This window comes from Mesorhizobium sp. M0496, from assembly GCF_040321205.1.
GTDB lineage: Bacteria > Pseudomonadota > Alphaproteobacteria > Rhizobiales > Rhizobiaceae > Mesorhizobium.
Map to the genome: position 1 here is coordinate 21,613 of NZ_JAMYRC010000014.1, position 22,182 is coordinate 43,794.

Here is a 22,182-nt window from a genome sequence, read left to right on the forward strand (position 1 = left end):
AGGGCAGTAGGGAAAAGATCGGCGGCAAAAATGCCCTACTCCCTTACTGCCTTATTCCCCTACTCCCCTCCAACTAAGGAGACGGAGCAAAGGCTCCGACAGTGACATGGCAAGACAAGATCAGGCCAACGACCAGTTTTCGCTCACCTCTTTCCTCTATGGCGGCAATGCCGATTATATCGACGCGCTTTATGCCGCCTATGAGGACGATCCAGCCTCGGTCAATCCCGAATGGCAGGAATTCTTCGCCGGGCTGAAGGACGATGCCGGCGATGTGCGCAAGAATGCCAAGGGCGCCTCATGGGCGAAGCCCTCCTGGCCGCTGCAGGCCAATGGCGAACTGGTGTCGGCGCTCGACGGCAATTGGGGTATCGTCGAGAAGACGATCGAAAAGAAGGTCAAGGACAAGGCGGTCACCAACGGTGTCGTCCTTTCCGACGCCGATGTGCACCAGGCGACGCGCGATTCCGTGCGCGCCATCATGATGATCCGCGCCTACCGCATGCGCGGCCATCTGCATGCCAATCTCGACCCGCTCGGCATCGCCAAGCCGCTCGAGGACTACAACGAACTGTCGCCGGAAAATTACGGTTTCACCGAAGCCGATTATGACCGACCGATCTTCCTCGACAATGTGCTCGGGCTCGAATTCGGCAGCATCCGGCAGATGCTGGAAATCCTCACCCGCACCTATTGCTCGACGCTCGGCGTCGAGTTCATGCATATTTCCGATCCCGAGGAAAAGGCCTGGATTCAGGCGCGCATCGAGGGCGCCGACAAGGAGATCTCCTTCACCGCCACCGGCAAGAAGGCGATCCTGCAGAAGCTGGTCGAATCCGAAGGTTTCGAACAGTTCATCGACGTCAAGTACAAGGGCACCAAGCGTTTCGGCCTCGACGGCAGTGAAGCACTGATCCCGGCGCTGGAGCAGATCATCAAGCGCGGCGGCCAGCTCGGCATGAAGGAAATCGTGCTCGGCATGGCGCATCGCGGCCGGCTGAACGTGCTCTCCCAGGTGATGGCCAAGCCGCACCGCGCCATCTTCCACGAGTTCAAGGGCGGCTCGGCTGCGCCCGACGAAGTCGAGGGTTCGGGCGACGTCAAGTACCATCTCGGCGCCTCGTCGGACCGCGAGTTCGATGGCAACAAGGTGCATCTGTCCTTGACTGCCAATCCCTCGCATCTGGAAATCGTCGATCCGGTGGTGATGGGCAAGGCGCGCGCCAAGCAGGATTATCTGTTCGGCCGCAGCCGCGAAGAAATCGTGCCGCTGGAAGAGCGCGCCAAGGTGCTACCGCTCTTGCTGCATGGCGACGCCGCCTTCGCCGGCCAGGGCGTGATCGCCGAAATCCTCGGCCTGTCCGGCCTGCGCGGCCACCGCGTCGCCGGCACGCTGCATTTCATCATCAACAACCAGATCGGCTTCACCACCAATCCGCGCTTCTCGCGCTCGTCACCCTATCCGTCCGATGTGGCCAAGATGATCGAGGCACCGATCTTCCACGTCAATGGCGACGACCCGGAAGCCGTGGTGCACGCCACCAAGGTGGCGATCGAATTCCGCATGAAGTTCCACAAGCCTGTTGTGGTGGACATGTTCTGCTACCGCCGCTTCGGCCACAATGAGGGCGACGAACCGGCCTTCACCCAGCCGATCATGTACCGCAACATCCGCACCCACAAGACGACGGTGCAGATCTATGGCGACCGGCTGATCGCCGAGGGCCACATCACCCAGGCCGAACTCGACCAGCTCAAGGCCGACTGGCGCGCGCATCTGGAATCCGAGTGGGAAGTCGGCCAGCATTACAAGCCCAACAAGGCCGACTGGCTCGACGGCGCCTGGTCGGGCCTGCGCACGGCCGACAACCAGGACGAACAGCGGCGCGGCAAGACCGCCGTGCCGGTCAAGACGCTGAAGGAAATCGGCAAGAAGCTGACCGAGGTGCCGAAGGATTTCGAAGCGCACAAGACGATCATCCGCTTCCTCGAGAATCGCCGCCAGGCGATCGAATCCGGCGAAGGCATCGACTGGTCGACGGCCGAGGCGCTGGCCTTCGGCGCCATCCTGCTCGACGGCAATCCGATCCGGCTGTCGGGACAGGATTCCGAACGCGGCACCTTCTCGCAGCGTCATTCCGTGCTCTACGACCAGCGCGACGAGACCCGCTACATCCCGCTCAACAATCTGTCGGCCGCACAGGCCGGCTACGAAGTCATCAACTCGATGCTGTCGGAAGAGGCGGTGCTCGGCTTCGAATATGGCTACAGCCTGGCCGAGCCGAAGGCTCTGACATTGTGGGAAGCGCAGTTCGGCGACTTCGCCAACGGTGCCCAGGTGGTGTTCGACCAGTTCATCTCGTCGGGCGAACGCAAGTGGCTCAGAATGTCGGGCCTCGTCTGCCTGTTGCCGCATGGCTATGAAGGCCAGGGTCCGGAACACTCCTCGGCCCGGCTCGAGCGCTTCCTGCAGCTTTGCGCCGAAGACAATATGCAAGTCGCCAACTGCACGACGCCTGCCAACTACTTCCACATCCTGCGCCGGCAGCTGAAGCGCGATTTCCGCAAGCCGCTGATCCTGATGACGCCGAAGTCGCTGCTGCGCCACAAGCGGGCGGTGTCGACGCTGCCGGAAATTTCGGGCGAAAGCTCGTTCCACCGGCTGCTGTGGGATGATGCCCAGCTGCTGTCCAACCAGGCGATCAAGCTCACCAAGGATTCCAAGATCCGCCGCGTCGTGCTGTGCTCGGGCAAGGTCTATTACGACCTCTATGAGGAGCGCGAGAAGCGCGGCATCAACGACATCTATCTGCTGCGCGTCGAACAGCTCTATCCGTTCCCGGCCAAGGCGCTGATCACCGAACTATCGCGCTTCCGCAATGCCGAGATGGTCTGGTGCCAGGAGGAGCCCAAGAACATGGGCGCCTGGTCGTTCATCGACCCGTATCTGGAATGGGTGCTGGCGCATATCGATGCCAAGCATCAGCGGGTGCGCTACACCGGCCGTCCGGCCGCCGCCTCGCCGGCGACCGGACTGATGTCGAAGCATCTCGCCCAGCTCGCCGCCTTGCTCGAAGACGCGCTTGGTGAATAGAACAGAGCGCCCCAATAGAATTGGGCTGACAAAACAGAACCCGACAAGAAACGGACAGGCACAATGGCTACCGAAATCCGCGTTCCCACTCTCGGCGAATCCGTCACCGAAGCGACCATCGGCAAATGGTTCAAGAAGGTCGGCGATGCGATTGCCGCCGACGAGCCGCTGGTCGAGCTCGAGACCGACAAAGTGACGGTGGAAGTGCCCGCCGCCGCCGCCGGGACGCTAAGCGAGATCACCGTCAAAGAAGGCGAGACCGTCGGCGTCGGCGCGCTGCTGGGTTCGATTTCGGCAGGTAGCGCGACCGCTGCTCCGGCTACCAAGCCGCAAGCGGTGTCGCAGGCCTCGTCGCCGGATGCGGCATCGACCGGCAAGCAGGCCGCGGCCGAGACCGCCAAGATCGCCGGCGATGCCGGCCCGGTCGAGCCGCGCAGCATGCCGCCGGCGCCAGCGGCCGCGAAACTGATCGCCGAAAGCAATCTCTCGGTCGACCAGATCTCCGGTTCCGGCAAGCGCGGCCAGGTGCTGAAGGGCGACGTGCTCGACGCGATCTCCAAGGGTGCGCCGTCGCAGCCGGCCGAGACGCCCAAGGCCGCACCGGCCCCGGTTGCCGTGCGGGCGCCGTCCTCGGGTGACGACGCATCGCGCGAGGAACGCGTGCGCATGACCAAGCTGCGCCAGACCATCGCGCGCCGCCTCAAGGAAGCGCAGTCGACCGCCGCCATGCTGACCACCTTCAACGAGGTCGACATGTCAGCGGTGATGGCGCTGCGCACCAAATACAAGGACGTGTTCGAGAAGAAGCATGGCGTGAAGCTCGGCTTCATGGGCTTCTTCACCAAGGCCGTCACCCACGCGCTGAAGGAAATCCCCTCCGTCAACGCCGAGATCGACGGCACCGACATCATCTTCAAGAACTACGCCCATATCGGCGTCGCGGTCGGCACGGAAAAGGGCTTGGTCGTGCCGGTGGTGCGCGATGCCGACCAGATGTCCATCGCCGAGATCGAGAAGGACATCGGCAGGCTGGGCATCGCCGCGCGCGACGGCAAGCTGTCGGTCGCGGATATGCAGGGCGGCACGTTTACGATTTCCAATGGTGGCGTTTACGGGTCGCTGATGTCGACGCCGATCCTCAACGCGCCGCAGTCGGGCATCCTCGGCATGCACAAGATCCAGGACCGGCCTGTCGTGGTCGGTGGCCAGATCGTCATCAGGCCGATGATGTACCTGGCGCTCAGCTACGATCACCGTATCGTCGACGGCAAGGAAGCGGTGACGTTCCTCGTGCGCGTCAAGGAAAGCCTGGAGGATCCGGAACGGCTGGTGCTGGATCTGTGAAGTCTGGTGCTGATCCGGCTGTTTGAATGCGTGCCGAGGAAGGGATCTGCGCGGCAGAATGACGACCCGTTCCCTTAGCCTTTCCAAGGTGCCTTCGATCGCATCGATCGCGGTCGGCATGCTGCTGGCGGCCGTCGGCGCCCATGCCGCCTGCCCGATCGAGCTCGCCGTCTATGGCGATGCCCAAAGCGGCAGCGAGATCGATTTTACCCCGACCGGCACTTCGGCGACCGTCACCAACACGTTCCGCATGATCCTCGACAACAATGTGGTGCTGAACGGCATCGTCATGTGGAACGAGGGCGTGTCGCGGCCGAATGGCGCGCTGATGTACAAATGCCCCGAGGGCGACGTTACCGGCGAGGAGCTTGCCGCCTGTACGCCCTGGCATGGCGTCATCTACACGTCGGATGACAGGGGCAGCATCGGACTGCTGCCGGCCGAAGGCGTCGGGGCGCCGAAGATGCTGATCCTGCCGGATCTCGGGCCGTCGTTGCGCCAATCCAGCGCCTATGGCGGCAGCGGGTTTTCGAAAGTGCCGTGGGATGTGTTTGCCTTGAAGGGATGCCAGGAATGAGCGGGTCGCAAAAGGTGTTGCTGGTCACCGGCGGCAGCCGCGGCATTGGCGCCGCGATCTGCCGGCTCGCATCGAAGGCCGGTTACCGACTGGGGATCAACTATGCTGCGAATCAGGATGCCGCCAATGCCCTGGTCGCCGAGATCGAGGCCGCCGGCGGCGACGCGATCGCTGTCAGGGCCGATGTCGGCAGCGAGGCCGAAATCGTGGCCATGTTCGAGACCGTAGATCGCGCCTATGGCCGGCTCGATGCCTTCGTCAACAATGCCGGCATCGTTGACGTCAAGGCGCGCGTCGACGAAATGGATGTCGCGCGGCTGGAGCGCATGATGCGCATCAATGTCGTCGGCTCGTTCCTCTGCGCCCGCGAGGCGGTCAAGCGCATGTCGACCCGCCACGGCGGGTCGGGCGGATCCATCGTCAACATCTCGTCGGCGGCAGCGACATTGGGCTCGCCGGGCGAATTTGTCGACTATGCCGCCTCCAAGGGTGCCATCGACACTTTTACCATCGGGCTTGCCCGTGAGGTCGCGCTGGAAGGCATCCGTGTCAATGCGGTGCGGCCGGGACTCATCGATACCGAGATCCATGCCTCCGGCGGGCAGCCGGACAGGATAGAACGGTTCCGCGATATACTGCCGATGAAAAGAGCGGGCACCGCGAATGAAGTCGCGGGTGCGGTTCTCTATCTCCTATCCGATGCCGCGTCCTATACGACAGGCGCGATCCTGAATGTCAGCGGCGGCCGCTGAGCCCCAATCAAGAAGGACAGTATCATGGCTTATGACGTCGTTATCATCGGATCGGGACCAGGCGGCTATGTCTGCGCCATCAAGGCGGCGCAACTCGGCTTGAAGACGGCTGTGATCGAGAAGAACGCGACCTTCGGCGGCACTTGCCTCAACATCGGTTGCATCCCGTCCAAGGCGCTACTCCATGCCTCCGAGATGTTCGCCGAGGCCGGCCATTCCTTCGACACGCTCGGCGTCGAGATCTCAGCGCCGAAATTGAACCTGAAGAAGATGATGGCGCACAAAGACGCGACGGTTTCTTCGAACGTCAACGGCGTCGCCTTCCTGTTCAAGAAGAACAAGATCGATAGTTTTCGCGGCACCGGCAAGGTGGTCGCGGCCGGCAAGGTCTCGGTGACCGGCGAGGACGGCAAGGTCGAGGAGATCGAGACGAAGAACATCGTCATCGCCACCGGCTCGGATGTCGCCGGCATTCCCGGCGTCAAGGTCGACATCGACGAGAAGGTGGTCGTGTCGTCGACCGGGGCGCTGTCATTGGACAAGGTTCCCGGCCATCTGGTGGTGGTCGGCGGCGGTGTCATCGGGCTCGAACTCGGCTCGGTGTGGGCGCGGCTCGGCGCCAAGGTCACCGTGGTCGAATTCCTCGACACCATCCTGGGCGGCATGGACGGCGAGGTCTCCAAGCAGTTCCAGCGCTTGCTTTCAAAGCAGGGTTTCGAGTTCAAGCTCGGTGCCAAGGTAACCGGCGTCGCCAAGGCCAAGAAGGGGGCGACCGTCACTTTCGAGCCGGTCAAGGGCGGTGCCGCCGAGACCATCGAGGCCGACGCGGTGCTGATTTCGACGGGACGCCGCGCCTTTTCCGACAGCCTCGGGCTGAAGGAAGCCGGCGTCGAGGTCGACGATCGCGGCCGGGTGAAGACCGATGGCCATCTGCGGACCAATGTTCCCGGCATCTATGCCATAGGTGATGTCATTGCCGGGCCGATGCTGGCGCACAAGGCCGAGGACGAAGGCGTGGCGGTGGCGGAAACCATTGCCGGCCAGGCTGGCCATGTGAATTATGATGTCATTCCGAGCGTCGTCTACACCAGCCCGGAAATCGCCTCGGTCGGCAAGACCGAGGAAGAGCTGAAGAACGCCGGTATCGGCTACAAGGTCGGAAAGTTCCCGTTCAGCGCTAATGGCCGGGCGCGCGCCATGCTGCACACCGACGGTTTTGTGAAGATCCTCGCCGACAAGACGAGCGATCGCGTTCTCGGCGTCCATATCGTCGGCTTCGGCGCCGGCGAGATGATCCACGAGGCGGCGGTGCTGATGGAGTTCGGTGGCTCGTCCGAGGATCTCGCCCGCACCTGCCACGCGCATCCGACGATGTCGGAGGCGGTCAAGGAGGCGGCGCTCGCGACGTTCTTCAAGCCGATCCACATCTAAAGCCCTCTCATAAACTCCACTCTGGCCGCCACCCGGCGAGGTTTCTCCGCTTTCACAGCGCTCCGGTTTTCGAAAACCACACCGGCTGACTCACCGGAGCGAGTTTCTGGAAAGGCCTTTCGGCCGACATCGCCCAAAACAAAACGGCCCGCCTTTCAGCGGGCCGTTTGTATTTAATATCGGGCCGATTTATTGGGCCGGGGCTGGAGCCGGCGCTGGGGCTGGAGCTGGTGCCGGAGCGGGCGCTGGTGCTGGTGCTGGTGCCGGGGCCGGTTCTGCGGGTGCCGGGGCAGGTGCTGGCGCAGGTTCGGCCGGCTTCATTGGTTCTGCCGGAGCGGGCGCTGGGGCCGGTGTGCTGGCCGCCGGCGGCTCGGCGGGTGTCGGATGCTCACCACCACTTCTTCCGAAAACATAATACGCGACAACCGCAAGAATAACGACGACCAGCGCAATCAGCCAACCACTACCGCCGCCGCCGCCACTTGGCCTCGGAGCGTTGGTGGACGAATTGAACGGGTCGTTTGGATTCGGTGCGTTCGCCATAAAAGTGTCCTCCGTGGATGAAAGATATCAATCAACACCAATCAACGCGCAATCATCGAACTGGTTTCACGCTAGGGTTGGAAAACGCCAAAAACAAGGACAATCCTGCCTTTCCGGAGCCTGAATGGCGTCGTTTCGCCACGCAGCGCACCAAGTTTGTGCCTGCTATGGTCGAATCAGAGGATTTTGCCGTGATGAATCGCACAGCGCAGGTTGTCCCGAATCACTACGAGGCTCTTGCTGGGGCCCAGTTCGCCGACCGCTATGTGCTGATCACCGAAGGTCTTTCGTTGACCGCACTCGGTGCCGCCGAACGGGCTTTGGGGCGAACGCCGCGATGGGTCGGCTGGCTCACGGCGCTGCGCAATCTTGTCGTCAGGCCGTTCCGGCTGAAAACGGGCCTCGAACCTGCCGTGTTGCCGTTCGGCCGGATCGGAATATTTCCGCTCCTCAGCCAGTTTCCCGGCAAGGTCGTGCTTGGCCTCGACGACCGGCATCTCGATTTCCGGGTCCTGGTCGAAGTCAGGGATCTCGGCATGGGTCGTCAGGAGGTGGCCGCAACGACGGTCGTCAAGACGCACAATTGGCTCGGGCGCGCCTATCTCGCGATCATCATGCCGTTTCACCGGATCATCGTTCCGGCGATGCTGGCTCAGCTCCTGGTCAAGTAAAGCTAAAGTCCGACAGGCGTGACGGTATAGCCGGCCTTGCGGAAATCCTCGACCAGGCCTTCGGGGCCGGGAAGATGGAGAGCGCCGACCGCCATGAAGGCATTGCCCCTGGCAAGGATCGGCCCGGCATGCTCGACCATCACCTTGTTGCGGCTGGTGATCATGGTTTCCTCGAACGCCGCATAGCCTGCGGGGTCGTCCTGCCCTTCTGGCGTAGCGGCACGAAACAGCGGCCAGAACATGCCGGTGTCGCCGCGCTGGTAGAGCACGATCATGGTTTCGTTGATGTCGTTGACCTTGTCGCCGAGTTTCAGCGTGTCGACCAGGCCCTTCATGTGAAAGGCAAGCGGCAGCGAGGCCATGGCGCGCAGCTGGCTTTCAGCCGTCTCCAATCCTTCCACTGGCTTGCCGGCAGCCTTTGCACCCTCCGCCAGCTTGACGTCGAGCACCGGCGCGCCGCCGGACTGGCGGGCGAGTTCGCAGGCCGGCAGTGCCATCATGGCCGAGAGCATCCACGGCTTCATCTTGGCAACCGTCGCCGGCGGGATGCCGCGTGCGTCGAGCGCGGTGTTCATGGCCGCCGCATCGTCGGGCGACAGCAGCGACGCCAGCGTCGTGCTATCGGTGAACATCATCAGGTCCGGCTCCTTGAGCATCGCGACCATCATCTTCTGCTTGTCGAGCACGTCGGTGGTTTCGATGACGATGGTGCCGGCGGCGTCATAAGCCTTCTGCGCGTCCGCTGGCAGCGTGGTGACGCGCGGGTCGGTCATGTGCATGGTGCCGAACAGGAAGGATGGTTTTTCGCCCGGCTTTTCCAGCTTCCACAACAGGCCCTTGCCGTTCGGCGTCGCGGCCGCTTCGGCCTCGATCTTGCGGTAGGTCGCCGGATCGTTCTTCTGCAACGCCGACAGCATGTCGGCGCCGCTGCAGGTCGGGATTTCCGCATGCGCCCTGCCGGCCGCGAACAGCAAGACGGCAAGGAACGACAGGAAAAACAGGACGTTGAGCGCAACAAGCAGCTTCAGCGAGACGTGAGCTGCACGGTCGGCGATGGCGATGACGCGTTTCATGGTTCCGTTCTAGGACTGAAAAGCGGCAAAACGGTTAACCTGCACGGCGAAATTGAAGGGTTTATGCCCGTGGATGCGCCGATTCGTAGATTTCAAGTAGCCGCGCCGTGTCGACGCCGGTGTAGATCTGCGTCGTCGACAGGCTGGCGTGGCCCAAGAGTTCCTGGATGGTGCGCAGGTCGCCGCCGCGGCCGAGCAGATGGGTGGCGAAGGAATGGCGCAGTGCATGCGGCGTCGCTGTGTCGGGCAGGTTCAGCGCCGAGCGCAGCCTGGCCATGTCGCGCTGAACGATGGCCGGGTTGAGCGGGCCGCCGCGCGCGCCGCGAAACAACAGGCCCTTCGGGTCGAGGTGATAGGGGCAGAGCCGGCGGTATTCGGCAATCGCCCGCAGCGCTACCGGCAGCACCGGCACCAGCCGCGTCTTGCCGCCCTTGCCGGTGACGCGCAGCACGGTGTCGGTCGCCGACGCCAGATCGGCGCCGGCCAGACCGAGGGCCTCGGAAATGCGCAGGCCGGAGCCGTAGAGCAGCGTCAGCACGGCGGCGTTGCGGGCAGCGATCCAGGGTTCTTCCGCCAATTGGCCCTCGACGGAGACGATATGCCTGGCGTCGCTCGCCGTCAGCGGCTTGGGCAGCGATTTGGGCTGTCGCGGCGCGCGAAGGGCTGCCGCACCTGCCGCATTGGCAAGGCCGCGCCGCTCGAGGAAACGCAGCAGCGAGCGGATGCCGGCCAGCCCGCGGCCGAGCGTGCGGGCGCCGGCACCGGCATTGCGCCGCGCCGCGAGGAAGCCGCGCAGATCGGCCGGGCGCAGATTGGCGATGTCCGAAATGCCAGGCGAGCCGCCGCAGTGGCCGGTGAGGAAATGCAGGAATTGCCTGACGTCGCGCTCATAGGCTTCCACCGTCTCAGGTGACAGCCGACGTTCTCGCGCGAGCATCTTCAGCCAGCTTTCGCGCGCCGCCTGGAGATCGGGTTTAGCCGGGATGAGGAATTCCTGCATGGCGTGCTTCCAATTCCCTACCATTTTCCGACAGCCGGGTTAGGAAGCGGTGAAGAGGTGTCATTGAAAAGATGCCCGGCGGGGGCTAGGAGATCGTCGATTGGTGACACAAACCTTGGTGATTGGCTGAAACGCCAGGTCCCTTCGTCATCCTGGGGCGGAGCAGGAGCGAAGCGACGTCGCGGAGACTCCGGGATCCATGCCGTGACCTGTGTGCGCCGCTGCGTTACAAGTCTGATAACTTTGCGATGGAGACCACGCGAAGTGCCTGCAAATACAGAGTTGGCAGGAATGAGGCCCTTTCTGAACTGCCGTGTTTTTTGGTCGCCGTAACGGAATGGATCCTCGGGTCTGCGCAGCCGCTTCGCGCCTGCTCCGCCCGTGGATGACGAAGGTAAAAGCGCCATGAGCAAGCCCCAGAACCCTGTCCAGATGGCCGTGATCGGCGCCGCCCACGGCATCAAGGGCGAATTGCGGGTGAAGACCTTTACCGGTGAGCCGCTGGCGCTGGCCGACTACGGCCCGCTCTATGCCAGGGACGGTCGCGTCTTCCAGATCATCGACATCAGGCCCGCCAACACGGTCGTCGTGGTCCGCTTCAAGGGCATTGCCGACCGCAACGCGGCCGAGGCGCTGGCCGGCACCGAGCTGTTTGTCGATCGTTCGATGCTCCCGGATGACGGCGAAGCAGACGAATTCTATCATGCCGATCTCGTCGGCCTGGAAGTCCGGGACGACACGGGTGCCGCGCTCGGCAAGGTAGTCGCGGTGCATAATTTCGGCGGCGGCGACATTCTCGATGTGACGCTGGGCGGGCGCAAGGGCGTGCTGATCCCGTTCACGCAGGCCGCCGTGCCGCAGGTGTCGGTCGCCGAGGGTTTTGTCCGCGTCGATCCAGCATCCGCCGGGCTTGTCGACGACGAGGATGGTGATGGCCCGCGCGAAGAAGACTTCGACCCGAAGGGCAGGCCGCGCGGACCGAGCGACGCCGGGGGCAACCGGTGAGTTTTTTCGCCTCCGTGCTGACACTCTATCCCGAAATGTTCCCGGGCGCGCTCGGCCTGTCGCTGGCTGGGCGGGCGCTCGAGGCCGGCACATGGTCGCTGGAGGCGATCCAGATCCGCGACTTCGCCACCGACCGCCATCGCACCGTCGATGACACGCCGGCCGGCGGCGGCGCCGGCATGGTGATGCGTGCCGATGTTTTGGCGAAAGCCATCGACCATACGTCGCCGCCGGGCGACGCACGGCCACGGCTGTTGATGAGCCCGCGCGGCAAACCGCTGACCCAAGAGCGCGTGCGAGAACTGGCCGCCGGGCCGGGCGCCGTCATCCTGTGCGGGCGTTTCGAAGGCGTCGACCAGCGGGTGATCGACGCGCGGGGATTGGAGGAAGTCTCCATCGGCGATTTCATCCTCTCGGGCGGCGAACCGGCGGCGCTGGTGCTACTCGATGCCGTGGTGCGGCTGTTGCCCGGCGTGATGGGCAATGCGGTGTCAGGCGAGGAAGAGAGTTTCGAAAACGGCCTGCTCGAACATCCGCACTACACGCGGCCGCAGGAGTTTGAGGGCCGCGAGATTCCCGAGGTGCTGATTTCGGGCAATCACAAGAAGATCGCCGCATGGCGGCGGGCTGCGTCGGAATTGTTGACGAAAGAGCGGCGGCCGGACCTGTTTGAAACCGGCAAAAACAGCAATGGCTAAGGAGAGCCTGTGTGTGGGCAAGTGCTCTCCCGTCTCCGACTATCCGCCAAATTAGCCTAATAAAGTGCATTGTATGCACTTTATGATTGATTTAGTGCGTGAATTGCACTAAATTTCTTATCAGGTGGGCCAAATGCCGACAATCGCCACATTCGACGGGATAAAGATCCAGGTCTTTGCAGACCATAACCCGCCGCATTTCCATGCGGTCAAGGCAGAATTTGAAGTCCTGATAAGCATCGGATCGTGGGAGATACTTCAGGGCTCGATGCGCCGGAGTGATCTCGATGCTGTCATGGACTGGGCAAAGACGCATGAAACGGAGCTTCGCAATGAGTGGAGACGTATCAATGGATAACGGGATCGTCACGAAGGGCCGTCCGCTTCCTCGGATTGCGGCCGCCACCATTATTGACAATCGTCGAGTCCGCGTGACCTGGCGAAACGGCAATTCAGTAACTGTGGATTTGGCCCCGGTCCTTAATAGTCACCGCCACTTTATTCCCCTTCGAACAGACGAAGAAAATTTTGCCACGATGAGAGTAAATGACGAAGGCACGGCGCTCGAATGGGATGGCGGGATAGAGCTTTCCGCAGTTTGGATTGCCACTCTTCCCCCCGTGGGAATGGAGAACGGAGAGTTCCGCCAAATCATGGACAAGCTATCGTACTCGCTCGACGGGATGGCGCTGCAACTCGACGTTTCTCGACGCCTGATCGCAATGTACAGGGGGTCAACTCCAATCCCGAATTCTATAGCTTTGGCTGCTCGATATCTGGCTGAAAAGGCAGATAAACGATGAAGTTATCCGCCCTGTTAGACTGTCTCGATCGATATTTACCATCGAGCAAGTCGATTCCTGCGGCGTTTCGAAATCGGAATGATTCGGCTCAGCCTTTTGTGAAATAATAGAAGGCCAAAAAGAGACCGACGGCGACGACGAAGCCGCGCACCGCGTTCCGTGGCACACGCTTGGCGATCCAGACGCCGGCATAACCGCCCAGCGCGCCGCCCGGTATCATGATGATCGCCTGCGGCCAGGCGATAACACCGCCCGAGACGAAGACGACGATCGCCACCGCAGCAATGACCATGGCCAGCATGTTCTTCAGCGCGTTCAGCCGGTGATAGTCACCGGCTTGCGTCAGGCCGAGCGTCGCCAGCATCATCACGCCCATGCCGGCGCCGAAGAAGCCGCCATAGATGGCGGTGAGAAACTGCGCCAGCGAACCCATCAGCGAGCCCACGGCCGCTTCATGCTCCGGTTTCGGCGCCGGCTTCAGCCACGGTCCCGCGGCGAACAATGCGGTTGCGCCTAACAGCAGCCACGGCACCAGGGCGCGAAACGACGGATTGTCGAGCGCCAGCAGAATTAGCGCACCGGCCAGCGCGCCTGCGGCCGAGATCAGGCAGAGCAGCAGCGCACCGCGCCAGAAATGCCTGATGTCGGCTGAGTAGGCGAGCGTCGAGGTGATGTAGCCTGGAAACTGCGTCACCGAGGAGGTGGCGTTGGCGACGATCGGCGGCAGGCCGACCAATGTCATGGCGCCGAAGGTTATGAAGGTGCCGCCACCGGCGACCGCATTGGCGGCGCCTGACAGAAAGCCCGCCAGGAACAGCAGGATGGCATCGAAGACAGACATGGAATGCGGCCGCTCAAAGACTGTGTTGTTTCAGGCTTAGAAAGCCTGAAGGACCGGCGCAACCCGGCACGGCAAGATTGCGATGAGGCCATCCGCGCAAAAAAGACTCAGGCGCAGGCGTGACAAAGCGCTGAAATAGCTGTATGTGCCCGCCCGTACTGGCAAGAAAACTCTGCCGGACCCGTCAACAATGACGGTGTAGTCGCCCCTGCCCGATGTTTCAAAGACAGATGTCTCGAACAAAGGGCATAGCCGAGCGGTCAATGGAACTGCAAGGCGAGTGTCGGACGCTCTGACTGTCGGAAGAACAAGAAGTGGACTATTGAGATGGATATTCTCCGTCAGCTCGAGGCCGAACAGGCCGCCAAGATCGAAGCCAAGCGCAAGCTTCCCGAATTCCAGCCCGGCGACACCGTGCGCGTCCAGGTCCGCGTGACCGAAGGCACCCGCACCCGCGTCCAGGCTTATGAGGGCGTCGTCATCGCCCGCGCCGGCGCCGGTTTCCAGGAGAACTTCACCGTCCGCAAGATTTCCTACGGCGAAGGCGTCGAGCGCGTGTTCCCGGTCTATTCGCCGATGGTCGAGGGCGTCGAGATCGTTCGTCGCGGCAAAGTGCGTCGCGCCAAGCTCTACTACCTGCGCGATCGTCGCGGCAAGTCGGCCCGTATCTCGGAAAACACCGGCGTGCGCGCCCGCAAGCTGAACGATGAGGAGCGCGATGCGCTGAACGCTGAGAAGGCTCGCATCGAGGCTGAGAAGGTGGCAGCCGCCGAGGCTCTGGCCGCCGAGAAGGCCGCTCAGGACGCCGCCGAGAAGAAGGCCGCCGCCGAGGCCGCTGAAGCCGCCAAGGCAGCAGAAGCAGCCACCGCCGAATAAGATTTTCGTCAAGCATGTTCAAAAAGGCGGCTTCGGCCGCCTTTTTTCGTTTCCGGAGAACGGTTGGGCTTGGCAGGAAATTCGCGGTTGACTCCATTTATATCGTGTACTAAGCAATCGTGCACGATTTAAATGGAGAAGCGAAATGCCTGCACTGTATTCCACCCAAGCCCGTGCCGTCGGCGGCCGCGCCGGCCATGTCCAGAGCGATGATGGCTTGCTCAGCCTCGACCTTGCCATGCCCAAGGAGCTAGGCGGCAAGGGCGGCGCCACCAATCCCGAGCAGCTTTTCGCCGCCGGCTATGCCGCCTGCTTCGAAAGCGCCATGCGCTTCATCGCCGGCAAGCAGAAACTGCCGCTGCAGGACGCCTCGGTGACGGCCAATGTCAGCCTGCACACGAATGCGCAGGGCGGATTTGTGCTTGGCGTTTCCCTCGCGGCGGAAACGAAAGGTCTTGATCAAACGGCGGCGGAAGCGCTTGTATCGGCGGCGCATCAGGTTTGCCCCTATTCCAACGCCATCAAGGGCAACATCGAAGTGGCGCTTTCGGCAAAGGCGCTTCCGGCAAAGGCAGCATGACCGCGGAAACGATAACCATGTCCACACATACCCCGGCGCAATTCGCCGGGGTGGCAAAACTCGACCAGCAGCTCTGCTTCGCGCTCTATTCGGCAAGTGGGCTGATGACGCGGCTGTATCGGCCGTTGCTCGATCCACTCGGCCTTACCTATCCGCAATATCTGGCCATGCTGGCGCTGTGGGAGCGCGCGCCGAGCACGGTGGGCGAGCTTGGCGAAGCACTCGGGCTGGATTCGGCGACACTGACGCCGCTGCTCAAGCGGCTGGAGGCAGGCGGCCTGGTCACGCGCCGTCGCGACCCAGCCGATGAGCGCCGGGTTCTGGTCGAGCCGACGGCGAAGGGCCAGGCACTGCGCGAGCAGGCCGTAAGCGTGCCGGCGGCGATGCTGTGCAACCTGCCGCTGGACGCCGACGAGTTGAAATCCCTGCACCACACCCTGACGCGGTTCGTCTCCGGCTTGCGCAAGGCGGACCCCGGCACCGCGAACCAGAGCTGATCGCCGTCGCGGCACTGTTCCTTCTGGAATTGCGGGATTGAAGGTATTGGATCCGCTTTCGTGTGCACTGACGCAGCGGAGCGTCTTGCATGACGCTTGCGGAAAGCTAAAGTCGGCGCCGGATTTTCCTGCAAGCCCGGCCATGCCCGGGTCATCAATTCCCGGGGAGTGTGTCATGACCAAATCGAAACTGCTGCTGGCGGGCCTGCTTGCCCTCGCCCTGGCGCCCGTTGCCGCCATCGCGCAGGCGCTTCCCGATCTCGGCGGCAAGAAGGTGGTGGTGGTCACCGAAAACGCCTATCCGCCGCTGCAGTTCATCGACGCCAAAACCGGCAAGCAGATCGGCTGGGAATATGACGCGATGAACGAGATCGCCAAGCGGCTCAATTTCACGGTCGAGTACCAGAACACCTCTTGGGACGCGATGATCCAGGCGGTTTCCGACAACCAGTACAACATCGGCATGACCGGCATCACCATCAAGGACGACCGCAAGGAAAAGGTGGATTTCTCCGACCCCTATATGCGCTCGGAACAGTTCATGCTGGTGCGCGGCGACGAAAGCCGCTTCACCGACGCCAAGACCTTCGGCGCCTTCAAGGACGGGCTGGTCGGCGCGCAGGCCGGCACCACGCCCTTCTACACCGCCGTCTACAGTGTGCTCGACGGCAATGAGCAGAACCCGCGCATCAAGCTGTTCGAGACGTTTGGTGCGACGGTGCAGGCGCTGAAGTCCGGCGACGTCGATGTCGTGCTGACCGACGGCACCGCAGGCAAAGGCTATGTCGATGCTTCCGAAGGCAAGCTGAAGTTGATCGGCGGACCGCTCGGCACCGAGGATTTTGGCTTTATCTTCCCGAAGGGTTCGGATTTGGTGAAGCCAGTCAACGCGGCCATCGCGGCGCTCAAGGCGGACGGGACGCTCGATGCGCTGAACAAGAAATGGTTCCTTGACTACAAGATGGGGCAGTAGGCCCTGTTGTCGCTTTCGTCAGTCGCAAACGCCGATAAACAGGCGTGGTTGGCAAAGCTGCCAATCTCCCCCCTTGCGGGGGAGATGCCCGGCAGGGCAGAGGGGGGTGTGAAGGATCGCGACGTTTCGATCTCGAGCTTTTCCAAAGAGAATCCAGGCAGAGGCCGTGGCTGTGATCGGTTGACAGGCTGGAGGGACAGCACCCCCCTCTGTCCTGCCGGACATCTCCCCCGCAAGGGGGGAGATTGGCTGCTCTTGCGAAGGCAGCCGTTCACCAGCGTTGGGAATTGATGCCCCCTGCCTCAACCTCCAAAGCCGACTTCCCTTGGTGGCTCGTCGTTGCCGTAACCATCGCGATCGCGGTGGCCGTCTTCGTCGCCACCAGCAAACTCTATACCCAGGTTTTCGCCACCGTCGCCAAGGGCATCGGCATCACCATCTTCGTCACCGTGATCGCCTTCGTGCTGGCGTCAGTCATTGGCCTCGGCGTTGCACTGATGGGAATGTCGGGTTCACGTTTGATGCGCCAGATCGCGCGCTTCTATGTCGAGATCATCCGCGGCGTGCCGATCCTGGTGCTGTTGTTCTGGATCGCCTTTGCCGGTGCTCCGGCTTTCGTCGCGGGCTGGAACGCGCTGACCGCGCCGCTGCAGAGTGCCGGCCTGTTCGGCGAGCTGCTGGTGCGCGACGTGTCGCTGTTGTGGCGCGCCATCATGGCGCTGACCATCGGCTATTCGGCCTTCATCTCGGAGGTCTTCCGGGCCGGCATCCAGTCGGTAGAGAAAGGCCAGATCGAGGCGGCGAAGGCACTCGGGCTGAGCCGCGCGCAACGCTTCCGGCTGATCGTGTTTCCGCAAGCGATCCGCACCATCCTGCCGCCGCTCGGCAATGATTTCGTTGCTCTGGTCAAGGATTCCTCGCTGGTCTCGGTGCTCGGCGTGGCCGACATCACCCAGATGGGCAAGGTCTACGCTGCCGGCTCGTTCCGCTTCTTCGAGACCTATTCGATAACAGCCTATATCTATCTCATCCTCACCGTCGGCCTGTCGCTGGCGCTGCGGGCGCTGGAACGGCGACTGCGCCGTCAGCACGAGGAATAGTTTTTCGGCGAAGACAGCGTTACGATCCCCGGTGTTCTCGTTGAGGAGGTCCCATGATCGTCGACAAAGCCAATGCGGCGCTGGATTCCGTCTACACGGCCGATACGCCGGAAGCATTGGCTGAGGCGTATGCCGCATGGGCCGCGACCTATGACAGCGAAACCGCGTCGCTCGGCTATCTCCTGCCGTTTCTGATCACCGCCTGGGTGGCGCGCCATGTGCCGGCGGGCGATGGATCGTTGCTCGATGCCGGCTGCGGCACCGGCCTGTCGGGTCCGTCGCTGAAGGCGCTGGGCTACCACGACATTGCCGGGCTCGACCTTTCCGACGACATGCTGAAGATCGCCGGCAGCCTCAATGCCTATAGCGAGTTGAAGCAGGCGATGCTCGGCGGTCCGCTGCCGTGGCCGGATGGCCATTTCCGCGCCTTCTTCTCGACCGGCGTGTTCACCATCAGCCATGCGCCGGCGTCTGGTCTGCATGAGTTGGTGCGCATCACCCGAAAGGGCGGGCATGCGATCTTCACCGTGCGCGACCAGGTGTTTGAGAACGGCGGCTTTCAGGTCGTGTTCGACGAACTGGAACAGATGAAAAAATGGCGGCCGGTCGAGCAAAGCCCATGGTTCCGCTGCTATGCGATCGCCGAGCCGGATGCGTTGGTGAAGACGTTTGTGTTCGAAATCCTGTAGCGGAGTGAAGCCTGGTCTTAGACATCCAAGCACCTAGCGGCTGGAACTATGTGCAAGTAAGAGCGTTGCGAAAGCGTGGGGTTGCGCCCGGCCTCATTGCGAAAGCGGGCTATGGCGCGGCCAGTCATTCCGCGCAGGAGGAGGGTTGAATGGCGTCCGTCCGTTATATCGTTGCAGACGTAGACAAGGCGGTACAATTTTACCGAGACAATCTCGAATTCAAGATCGAAATGCACAATCCCGGCAAGTTCGCAGCGCTGCTTCTCGATGATCTTACCCTGTATCTCAGCGCTCCAGGTGCGGGAAGCGGTGGTCAGGCCGGAGGTGATCCGGAGCCAGGCGGGTGGAACAGGTTCATGGTCGTAACCAAGGGGCTGGATGACCTGATCAACCGGTTGCGCGCGGCCGACGCGACGTTCCGCGGGAACATCAGCGATGGCGGTGCGGGCCGGGCTATTCTGCTTGAAGATCCATCGGGCAACGTTATCGAGCTGTTCGAATTCAAGAAGGACAGACAGTGATCTCCCCATTTCGTGGGACCGAGGAACCTAGGTTCCGCAAAGGCACGCAATTGCCGAAAAGCCAAAACATTGATATGAGCCACGCCATGGAAGAGCTTTTTGGCGATCCGGCCTACAAGGGATTCGTGCTGCAGGATAGAAAACGCCTGCCGTCGCGCTTCTCCGCGCGCGTGTCCGGGGCGCTGACCAGCCGACTACCCTAGGCCGGCCTGTCCAGGTCGTTTCGCCGGGCCGAAAGTCGGGCGTCTGCTCTTTCCCATTCTCATATCGACGGATTTACGCACATGAGCGCACCGCGCACCCTCTACGACAAGATTTTCGACGACCATGTCGTCGACCGCCAGGACGACGGCACCTGCCTGCTCTACATCGACCGCCATCTCGTCCATGAGGTGACCAGCCCGCAGGCGTTCGAAGGCTTGCGCATGACCGGCAGAAAAGTCCGGCATCCGGAAAAGACGCTGGCCGTGGTTGACCACAACGTCTCGACCTCGCCCGAGCGCAAGTTCGGCATCAAGAACGAGGAAAGCCGCATCCAGGTCGAGGCGCTGGCCAAGAACGCCAAGGATTTCGGCGTCGAATATTATTCCGAGAACGATATCCGCCAAGGCATCGTCCACATCATCGGCCCCGAGCAGGGTTTCACCTTGCCCGGCATGACCATCGTCTGCGGCGACAGCCACACCTCGACGCACGGTGCTTTCGGCGCGCTGGCGCACGGCATCGGCACGTCCGAGGTCGAGCATGTGCTGGCGACGCAGACGCTGATCCAGCGCAAGGCCAAGAACATGCTGGTGCGCGTCGATGGCCAGCTGCCGGAAGGCGTCACCGCCAAGGACATCATCCTGGCGATCATCGGCGAGATCGGCACTGCCGGCGGCACCGGCTACGTCATCGAATATGCCGGCGAGGCGATCCGAGCGCTGTCGATGGAAGGCCGCATGACGATCTGCAACATGTCGATCGAAGGCGGTGCGCGCGCCGGCCTGATCGCCGCCGACGAGACCACCTTCGCCTACGTCAAGGACAAGCCGCGCGCCCCGAAGGGGGCGGCCTGGGATGCGGCACTCGAATACTGGAAGACGCTGCAGTCCGACGAGGGCGCACATTTCGACAAGGTGATCGTGCTCGACGCGGCCAAGCTGCCGCCGATCGTTTCCTGGGGCTCGTCGCCCGAGGATGTCGTGTCGGTGCAGGGCATCGTGCCGAACCCGGAAGACATCACCGATGAAAACAAGCGCACCTCCAAGCAGCGCGCGCTCGACTATATGGGCCTGACGCCGGGCACCAAGATCACCGATATCTCGCTCGACCGCGTTTTCATCGGCTCCTGCACCAATGGCCGTATCGAGGATCTGCGCGCCGTCGCCAAGGTGGTCGAAGGCAAGACGGTCAGCCCGCATGTCGATGCGATGATCGTGCCGGGCTCCGGCCTGGTCAAGGAACAGGCGGAAGCCGAAGGCCTCGACAAGATCTTCATCGCCGCCGGCTTCGACTGGCGCGAGCCGGGCTGCTCGATGTGCCTCGCCATGAACGACGACCGGCTGAAGCCGCATGAGCGCTGCGCCTCGACCTCGAACCGCAATTTCGAGGGACGCCAGGGTTTCAAGGGCCGCACCCATCTGGTGTCGCCGGCGATGGCGGCGGCGGCGGCGATCGCCGGCCACTTCGTCGACATCCGCGAGTGGAAATAGCGCTAAAGCTCCAGCTTCGAATGCAAACCAGACCCCGGACCGCTTTGCGGTTCCGGGGTCTTTTTCACCCAGTTCGCCCACATATTCGTCGTCGCTTAACCGCTTGTTTGCGCTTGCTCTCTAAGGTCTTCCCCGACGTAAGCGGGGAAATCACAGTCGTTTGGACACGGGTCTGCTCATAGCACTGCTCAACCCGACGATAGCGTTGGCGCTCGGCGCCGCGTTCCTCGTGCTATGGTCCTATCAACGCCATCGTCCCTATCTGGCCGTGCTGGCGATCAGCTACAGTCTCTCGGCAGTCGGCTTCCTGCTGCAGTATTTCACCTTGCCCATCGGCATGCCGCTAACCAAGCTGGCGTCGAACATCTGCTTCACCATCGCCGGCTGCTGTCTGTCCAGCGCCATCGTCCACCGCTATGGCCGCAAGGTGCCCTATGTGGGGATCGGCCTGCTGGCGGGCGGCGGCCTGGCCTCATTGAGCTGGTTCCTGTTCGTCGCGCCGGATCTCACCTGGCGCATCCTGGCGATGAATTTCGCTTTCGGCGGGATCAGCCTTCTGGTCGCAGCCGAACTGCGCCCGGTGCGCAACAACGGCCCGACCGAGAAAATCCTGTTCGTGCTGTCGCTGCTGTCGAGCGTCAACTTCTTCGTGCGCACCCTTATCGTCGTCGTCGCGCACGGGCCCTTCACCAGCTATGACGGGTTCTATGGCTCGTCATACTGGACGACGGCGCTGCTGTCGCACGCGCTGCTGTCGCTGCTCATCGCATTGTGCCTGTTCTCCGCCGCGGCACTCGACGTGATGAAAGCGCTGAAGACCGAGACCTATACCGACCCGCTGTCGGGCCTGCTGAACCGGCGTGGTTTCGAGGAGCGAGGCATGCTGCTTCTGCGGCAATGCGCCACGGCCCGCTTCCCGGTCGCGCTGGTGCTGGCCGACCTCGATCATTTCAAGGCGCTCAACGATGTGCACGGGCATGCGGCGGGCGATCGCGTGATCGCCGACTTCGCCGCCAAGCTTCGGTCGGCGGCGGGCGCGCGCGGCGTGGCCGGGCGTATCGGCGGCGAGGAATTCGCCGTGCTGCTGCCGCTCAGCGACCTCGGCGCCGCGCGGCTGTTCGCCGAGGCGGTGCGCACGCTCTATTCGGCTGGCCACGTCGATGGGCTTCCCCCTGGCACGAAGGTGACAGCCAGCTTCGGCGTGGCGGCACGCAGCGGCGACGAGGCGCTGGAGCCGCTGATGCGCCGTGCCGACGACGCGCTCTACAAGGCCAAGAAAAACGGCCGCGACAGCGTGCGCATGTCCTATGAGCGGCCGGAAACGGCGTTCGTGCCGGAACCGCTCAAGACCGGCTGAATCCTGTCCGGCCGAGTTGGCGTTAACGTCTTCTTCGCCCGTCGATGCTTAGCTGTCGGCGCG

General features: G+C 62.7%; 22 protein-coding genes. 19 read left to right on the forward strand and 3 right to left on the reverse strand.

What is annotated here, in order from left to right:
- The first annotated feature begins 106 nt into the window (after nt 1-106).
- The 6 genes from NKI73_RS14635 (at nt 107) to NKI73_RS14660 (ending at nt 8,412) form a co-directional block, all read left to right on the forward strand.
- Nucleotides 107-3,094, forward strand: coding sequence for a 2-oxoglutarate dehydrogenase E1 component (locus NKI73_RS14635; protein ID WP_352630768.1), 2,988 nt, complete (start codon nt 107-109; stop codon nt 3,092-3,094).
- Nucleotides 3,095-3,157: 63 nt separating this feature from the next.
- Entirely contained in the window at nt 3,158-4,438 is a 1,281-nt protein-coding gene (odhB, locus tag NKI73_RS14640) for a 2-oxoglutarate dehydrogenase complex dihydrolipoyllysine-residue succinyltransferase (protein ID WP_352630770.1), read from the forward strand.
- A 58-nt stretch (nt 4,439-4,496) separates the two neighbouring features.
- Entirely contained in the window at nt 4,497-5,015 is a 519-nt protein-coding gene (locus NKI73_RS14645; RefSeq protein ID WP_352630771.1) for a hypothetical protein, read from the forward strand.
- Nucleotides 5,012-5,767 (forward strand): SDR family oxidoreductase, encoded by a 756-nt coding sequence (locus tag NKI73_RS14650; RefSeq protein ID WP_352630773.1) that lies wholly within the window; start codon nt 5,012-5,014, stop codon nt 5,765-5,767. The genes NKI73_RS14645 and NKI73_RS14650 overlap by 4 nt, the downstream gene beginning before the upstream one ends.
- Nucleotides 5,768-5,791: 24 nt before the next feature.
- Nucleotides 5,792-7,198 carry a dihydrolipoyl dehydrogenase gene (gene lpdA, locus NKI73_RS14655; RefSeq protein WP_352630775.1) on the forward strand — a complete coding sequence of 469 codons (1,407 nt, stop codon included), beginning with the start codon at nt 5,792-5,794 and terminating at the stop codon, nt 7,196-7,198.
- Between the two features lie 737 nt (nt 7,199-7,935).
- The gene (locus NKI73_RS14660; protein ID WP_352630777.1) at nt 7,936-8,412 is read left to right on the forward strand and encodes a DUF2867 domain-containing protein; all 477 of its coding nucleotides are present in this window, start codon (nt 7,936-7,938) and stop codon (nt 8,410-8,412) included.
- Nucleotides 8,413-8,414: 2 nt separating this feature from the next.
- Here the strand turns inward: NKI73_RS14660 and NKI73_RS14665 are convergent, their stop codons facing one another.
- Both NKI73_RS14665 and NKI73_RS14670 read right to left on the reverse strand, forming a co-directional pair.
- Nucleotides 8,415-9,485, reverse strand: a complete 1,071-nt coding sequence (locus NKI73_RS14665; protein WP_352630778.1) for a TraB/GumN family protein — start codon at nt 9,483-9,485, stop codon at nt 8,415-8,417.
- A 61-nt stretch (nt 9,486-9,546) separates the two neighbouring features.
- Entirely contained in the window at nt 9,547-10,485 is a 939-nt protein-coding gene (locus NKI73_RS14670; protein WP_352630780.1) for a tyrosine recombinase XerC, read from the reverse strand.
- 405 nt (nt 10,486-10,890) lie between these two features.
- Between NKI73_RS14670 and rimM the strand changes: the two genes are divergently transcribed.
- The 4 genes from rimM (at nt 10,891) to NKI73_RS14690 (ending at nt 12,991) form a co-directional block, all read left to right on the forward strand.
- Nucleotides 10,891-11,490: a ribosome maturation factor RimM gene (gene rimM / locus NKI73_RS14675; RefSeq protein WP_352630783.1), complete on the forward strand. Its 600-nt coding sequence runs from the start codon at nt 10,891-10,893 to the stop codon at nt 11,488-11,490.
- Nucleotides 11,487-12,188, forward strand: coding sequence for a tRNA (guanosine(37)-N1)-methyltransferase TrmD (gene trmD, locus NKI73_RS14680; protein WP_352630785.1), 702 nt, complete (start codon nt 11,487-11,489; stop codon nt 12,186-12,188). Before rimM ends, trmD begins: the two co-directional genes overlap by 4 nt.
- A gap of 133 nt (nt 12,189-12,321) precedes the next feature.
- Nucleotides 12,322-12,546: a DUF4160 domain-containing protein gene (locus NKI73_RS14685; RefSeq protein WP_352630787.1), complete on the forward strand. Its 225-nt coding sequence runs from the start codon at nt 12,322-12,324 to the stop codon at nt 12,544-12,546.
- Complete coding sequence (locus NKI73_RS14690; RefSeq protein WP_352630788.1) at nt 12,539-12,991, forward strand: DUF2442 domain-containing protein; 453 nt, start codon at nt 12,539-12,541, stop codon at nt 12,989-12,991. Before NKI73_RS14685 ends, NKI73_RS14690 begins: the two co-directional genes overlap by 8 nt.
- Before the next feature lie 88 nt (nt 12,992-13,079).
- Here the strand turns inward: NKI73_RS14690 and NKI73_RS14695 are convergent, their stop codons facing one another.
- The gene (locus NKI73_RS14695; protein WP_352630790.1) at nt 13,080-13,832 is read right to left on the reverse strand and encodes a sulfite exporter TauE/SafE family protein; all 753 of its coding nucleotides are present in this window, start codon (nt 13,830-13,832) and stop codon (nt 13,080-13,082) included.
- Between the two features lie 327 nt (nt 13,833-14,159).
- On the opposite strand from NKI73_RS14695, the gene rplS reads away from it, so the two are divergent.
- From rplS to NKI73_RS14740, 9 genes are all read left to right on the forward strand, one after another.
- On the forward strand, nt 14,160-14,708 hold the full coding sequence (rplS, locus tag NKI73_RS14700; protein WP_023760967.1) for a 50S ribosomal protein L19: 549 nt from the start codon (nt 14,160-14,162) through the stop codon (nt 14,706-14,708).
- 145 nt (nt 14,709-14,853) lie between these two features.
- Nucleotides 14,854-15,288 (forward strand): organic hydroperoxide resistance protein, encoded by a 435-nt coding sequence (locus NKI73_RS14705; protein ID WP_352630792.1) that lies wholly within the window; start codon nt 14,854-14,856, stop codon nt 15,286-15,288.
- Nucleotides 15,285-15,785, forward strand: a complete 501-nt coding sequence (locus tag NKI73_RS14710) for a MarR family winged helix-turn-helix transcriptional regulator (protein WP_502905656.1) — start codon at nt 15,285-15,287, stop codon at nt 15,783-15,785. The genes NKI73_RS14705 and NKI73_RS14710 overlap by 4 nt, the downstream gene beginning before the upstream one ends.
- Nucleotides 15,786-15,960: 175 nt before the next feature.
- Entirely contained in the window at nt 15,961-16,758 is a 798-nt protein-coding gene (locus tag NKI73_RS14715) for a transporter substrate-binding domain-containing protein (protein ID WP_352630796.1), read from the forward strand.
- Nucleotides 16,759-17,048: 290 nt separating this feature from the next.
- Nucleotides 17,049-17,858 (forward strand): amino acid ABC transporter permease, encoded by an 810-nt coding sequence (locus NKI73_RS14720; protein ID WP_352630799.1) that lies wholly within the window; start codon nt 17,049-17,051, stop codon nt 17,856-17,858.
- A 53-nt stretch (nt 17,859-17,911) separates the two neighbouring features.
- Nucleotides 17,912-18,547 (forward strand): class I SAM-dependent DNA methyltransferase, encoded by a 636-nt coding sequence (locus tag NKI73_RS14725; RefSeq protein ID WP_352630801.1) that lies wholly within the window; start codon nt 17,912-17,914, stop codon nt 18,545-18,547.
- Between the two features lie 149 nt (nt 18,548-18,696).
- Entirely contained in the window at nt 18,697-19,068 is a 372-nt protein-coding gene (locus tag NKI73_RS14730) for a VOC family protein (protein ID WP_352630803.1), read from the forward strand.
- Nucleotides 19,069-19,352: 284 nt separating this feature from the next.
- Nucleotides 19,353-20,762, forward strand: coding sequence for a 3-isopropylmalate dehydratase large subunit (gene leuC / locus NKI73_RS14735; RefSeq protein WP_352630805.1), 1,410 nt, complete (start codon nt 19,353-19,355; stop codon nt 20,760-20,762).
- Between the two features lie 160 nt (nt 20,763-20,922).
- Nucleotides 20,923-22,119: a GGDEF domain-containing protein gene (locus NKI73_RS14740; protein ID WP_352630806.1), complete on the forward strand. Its 1,197-nt coding sequence runs from the start codon at nt 20,923-20,925 to the stop codon at nt 22,117-22,119.
- Nucleotides 22,120-22,182 lie beyond the last annotated feature (63 nt).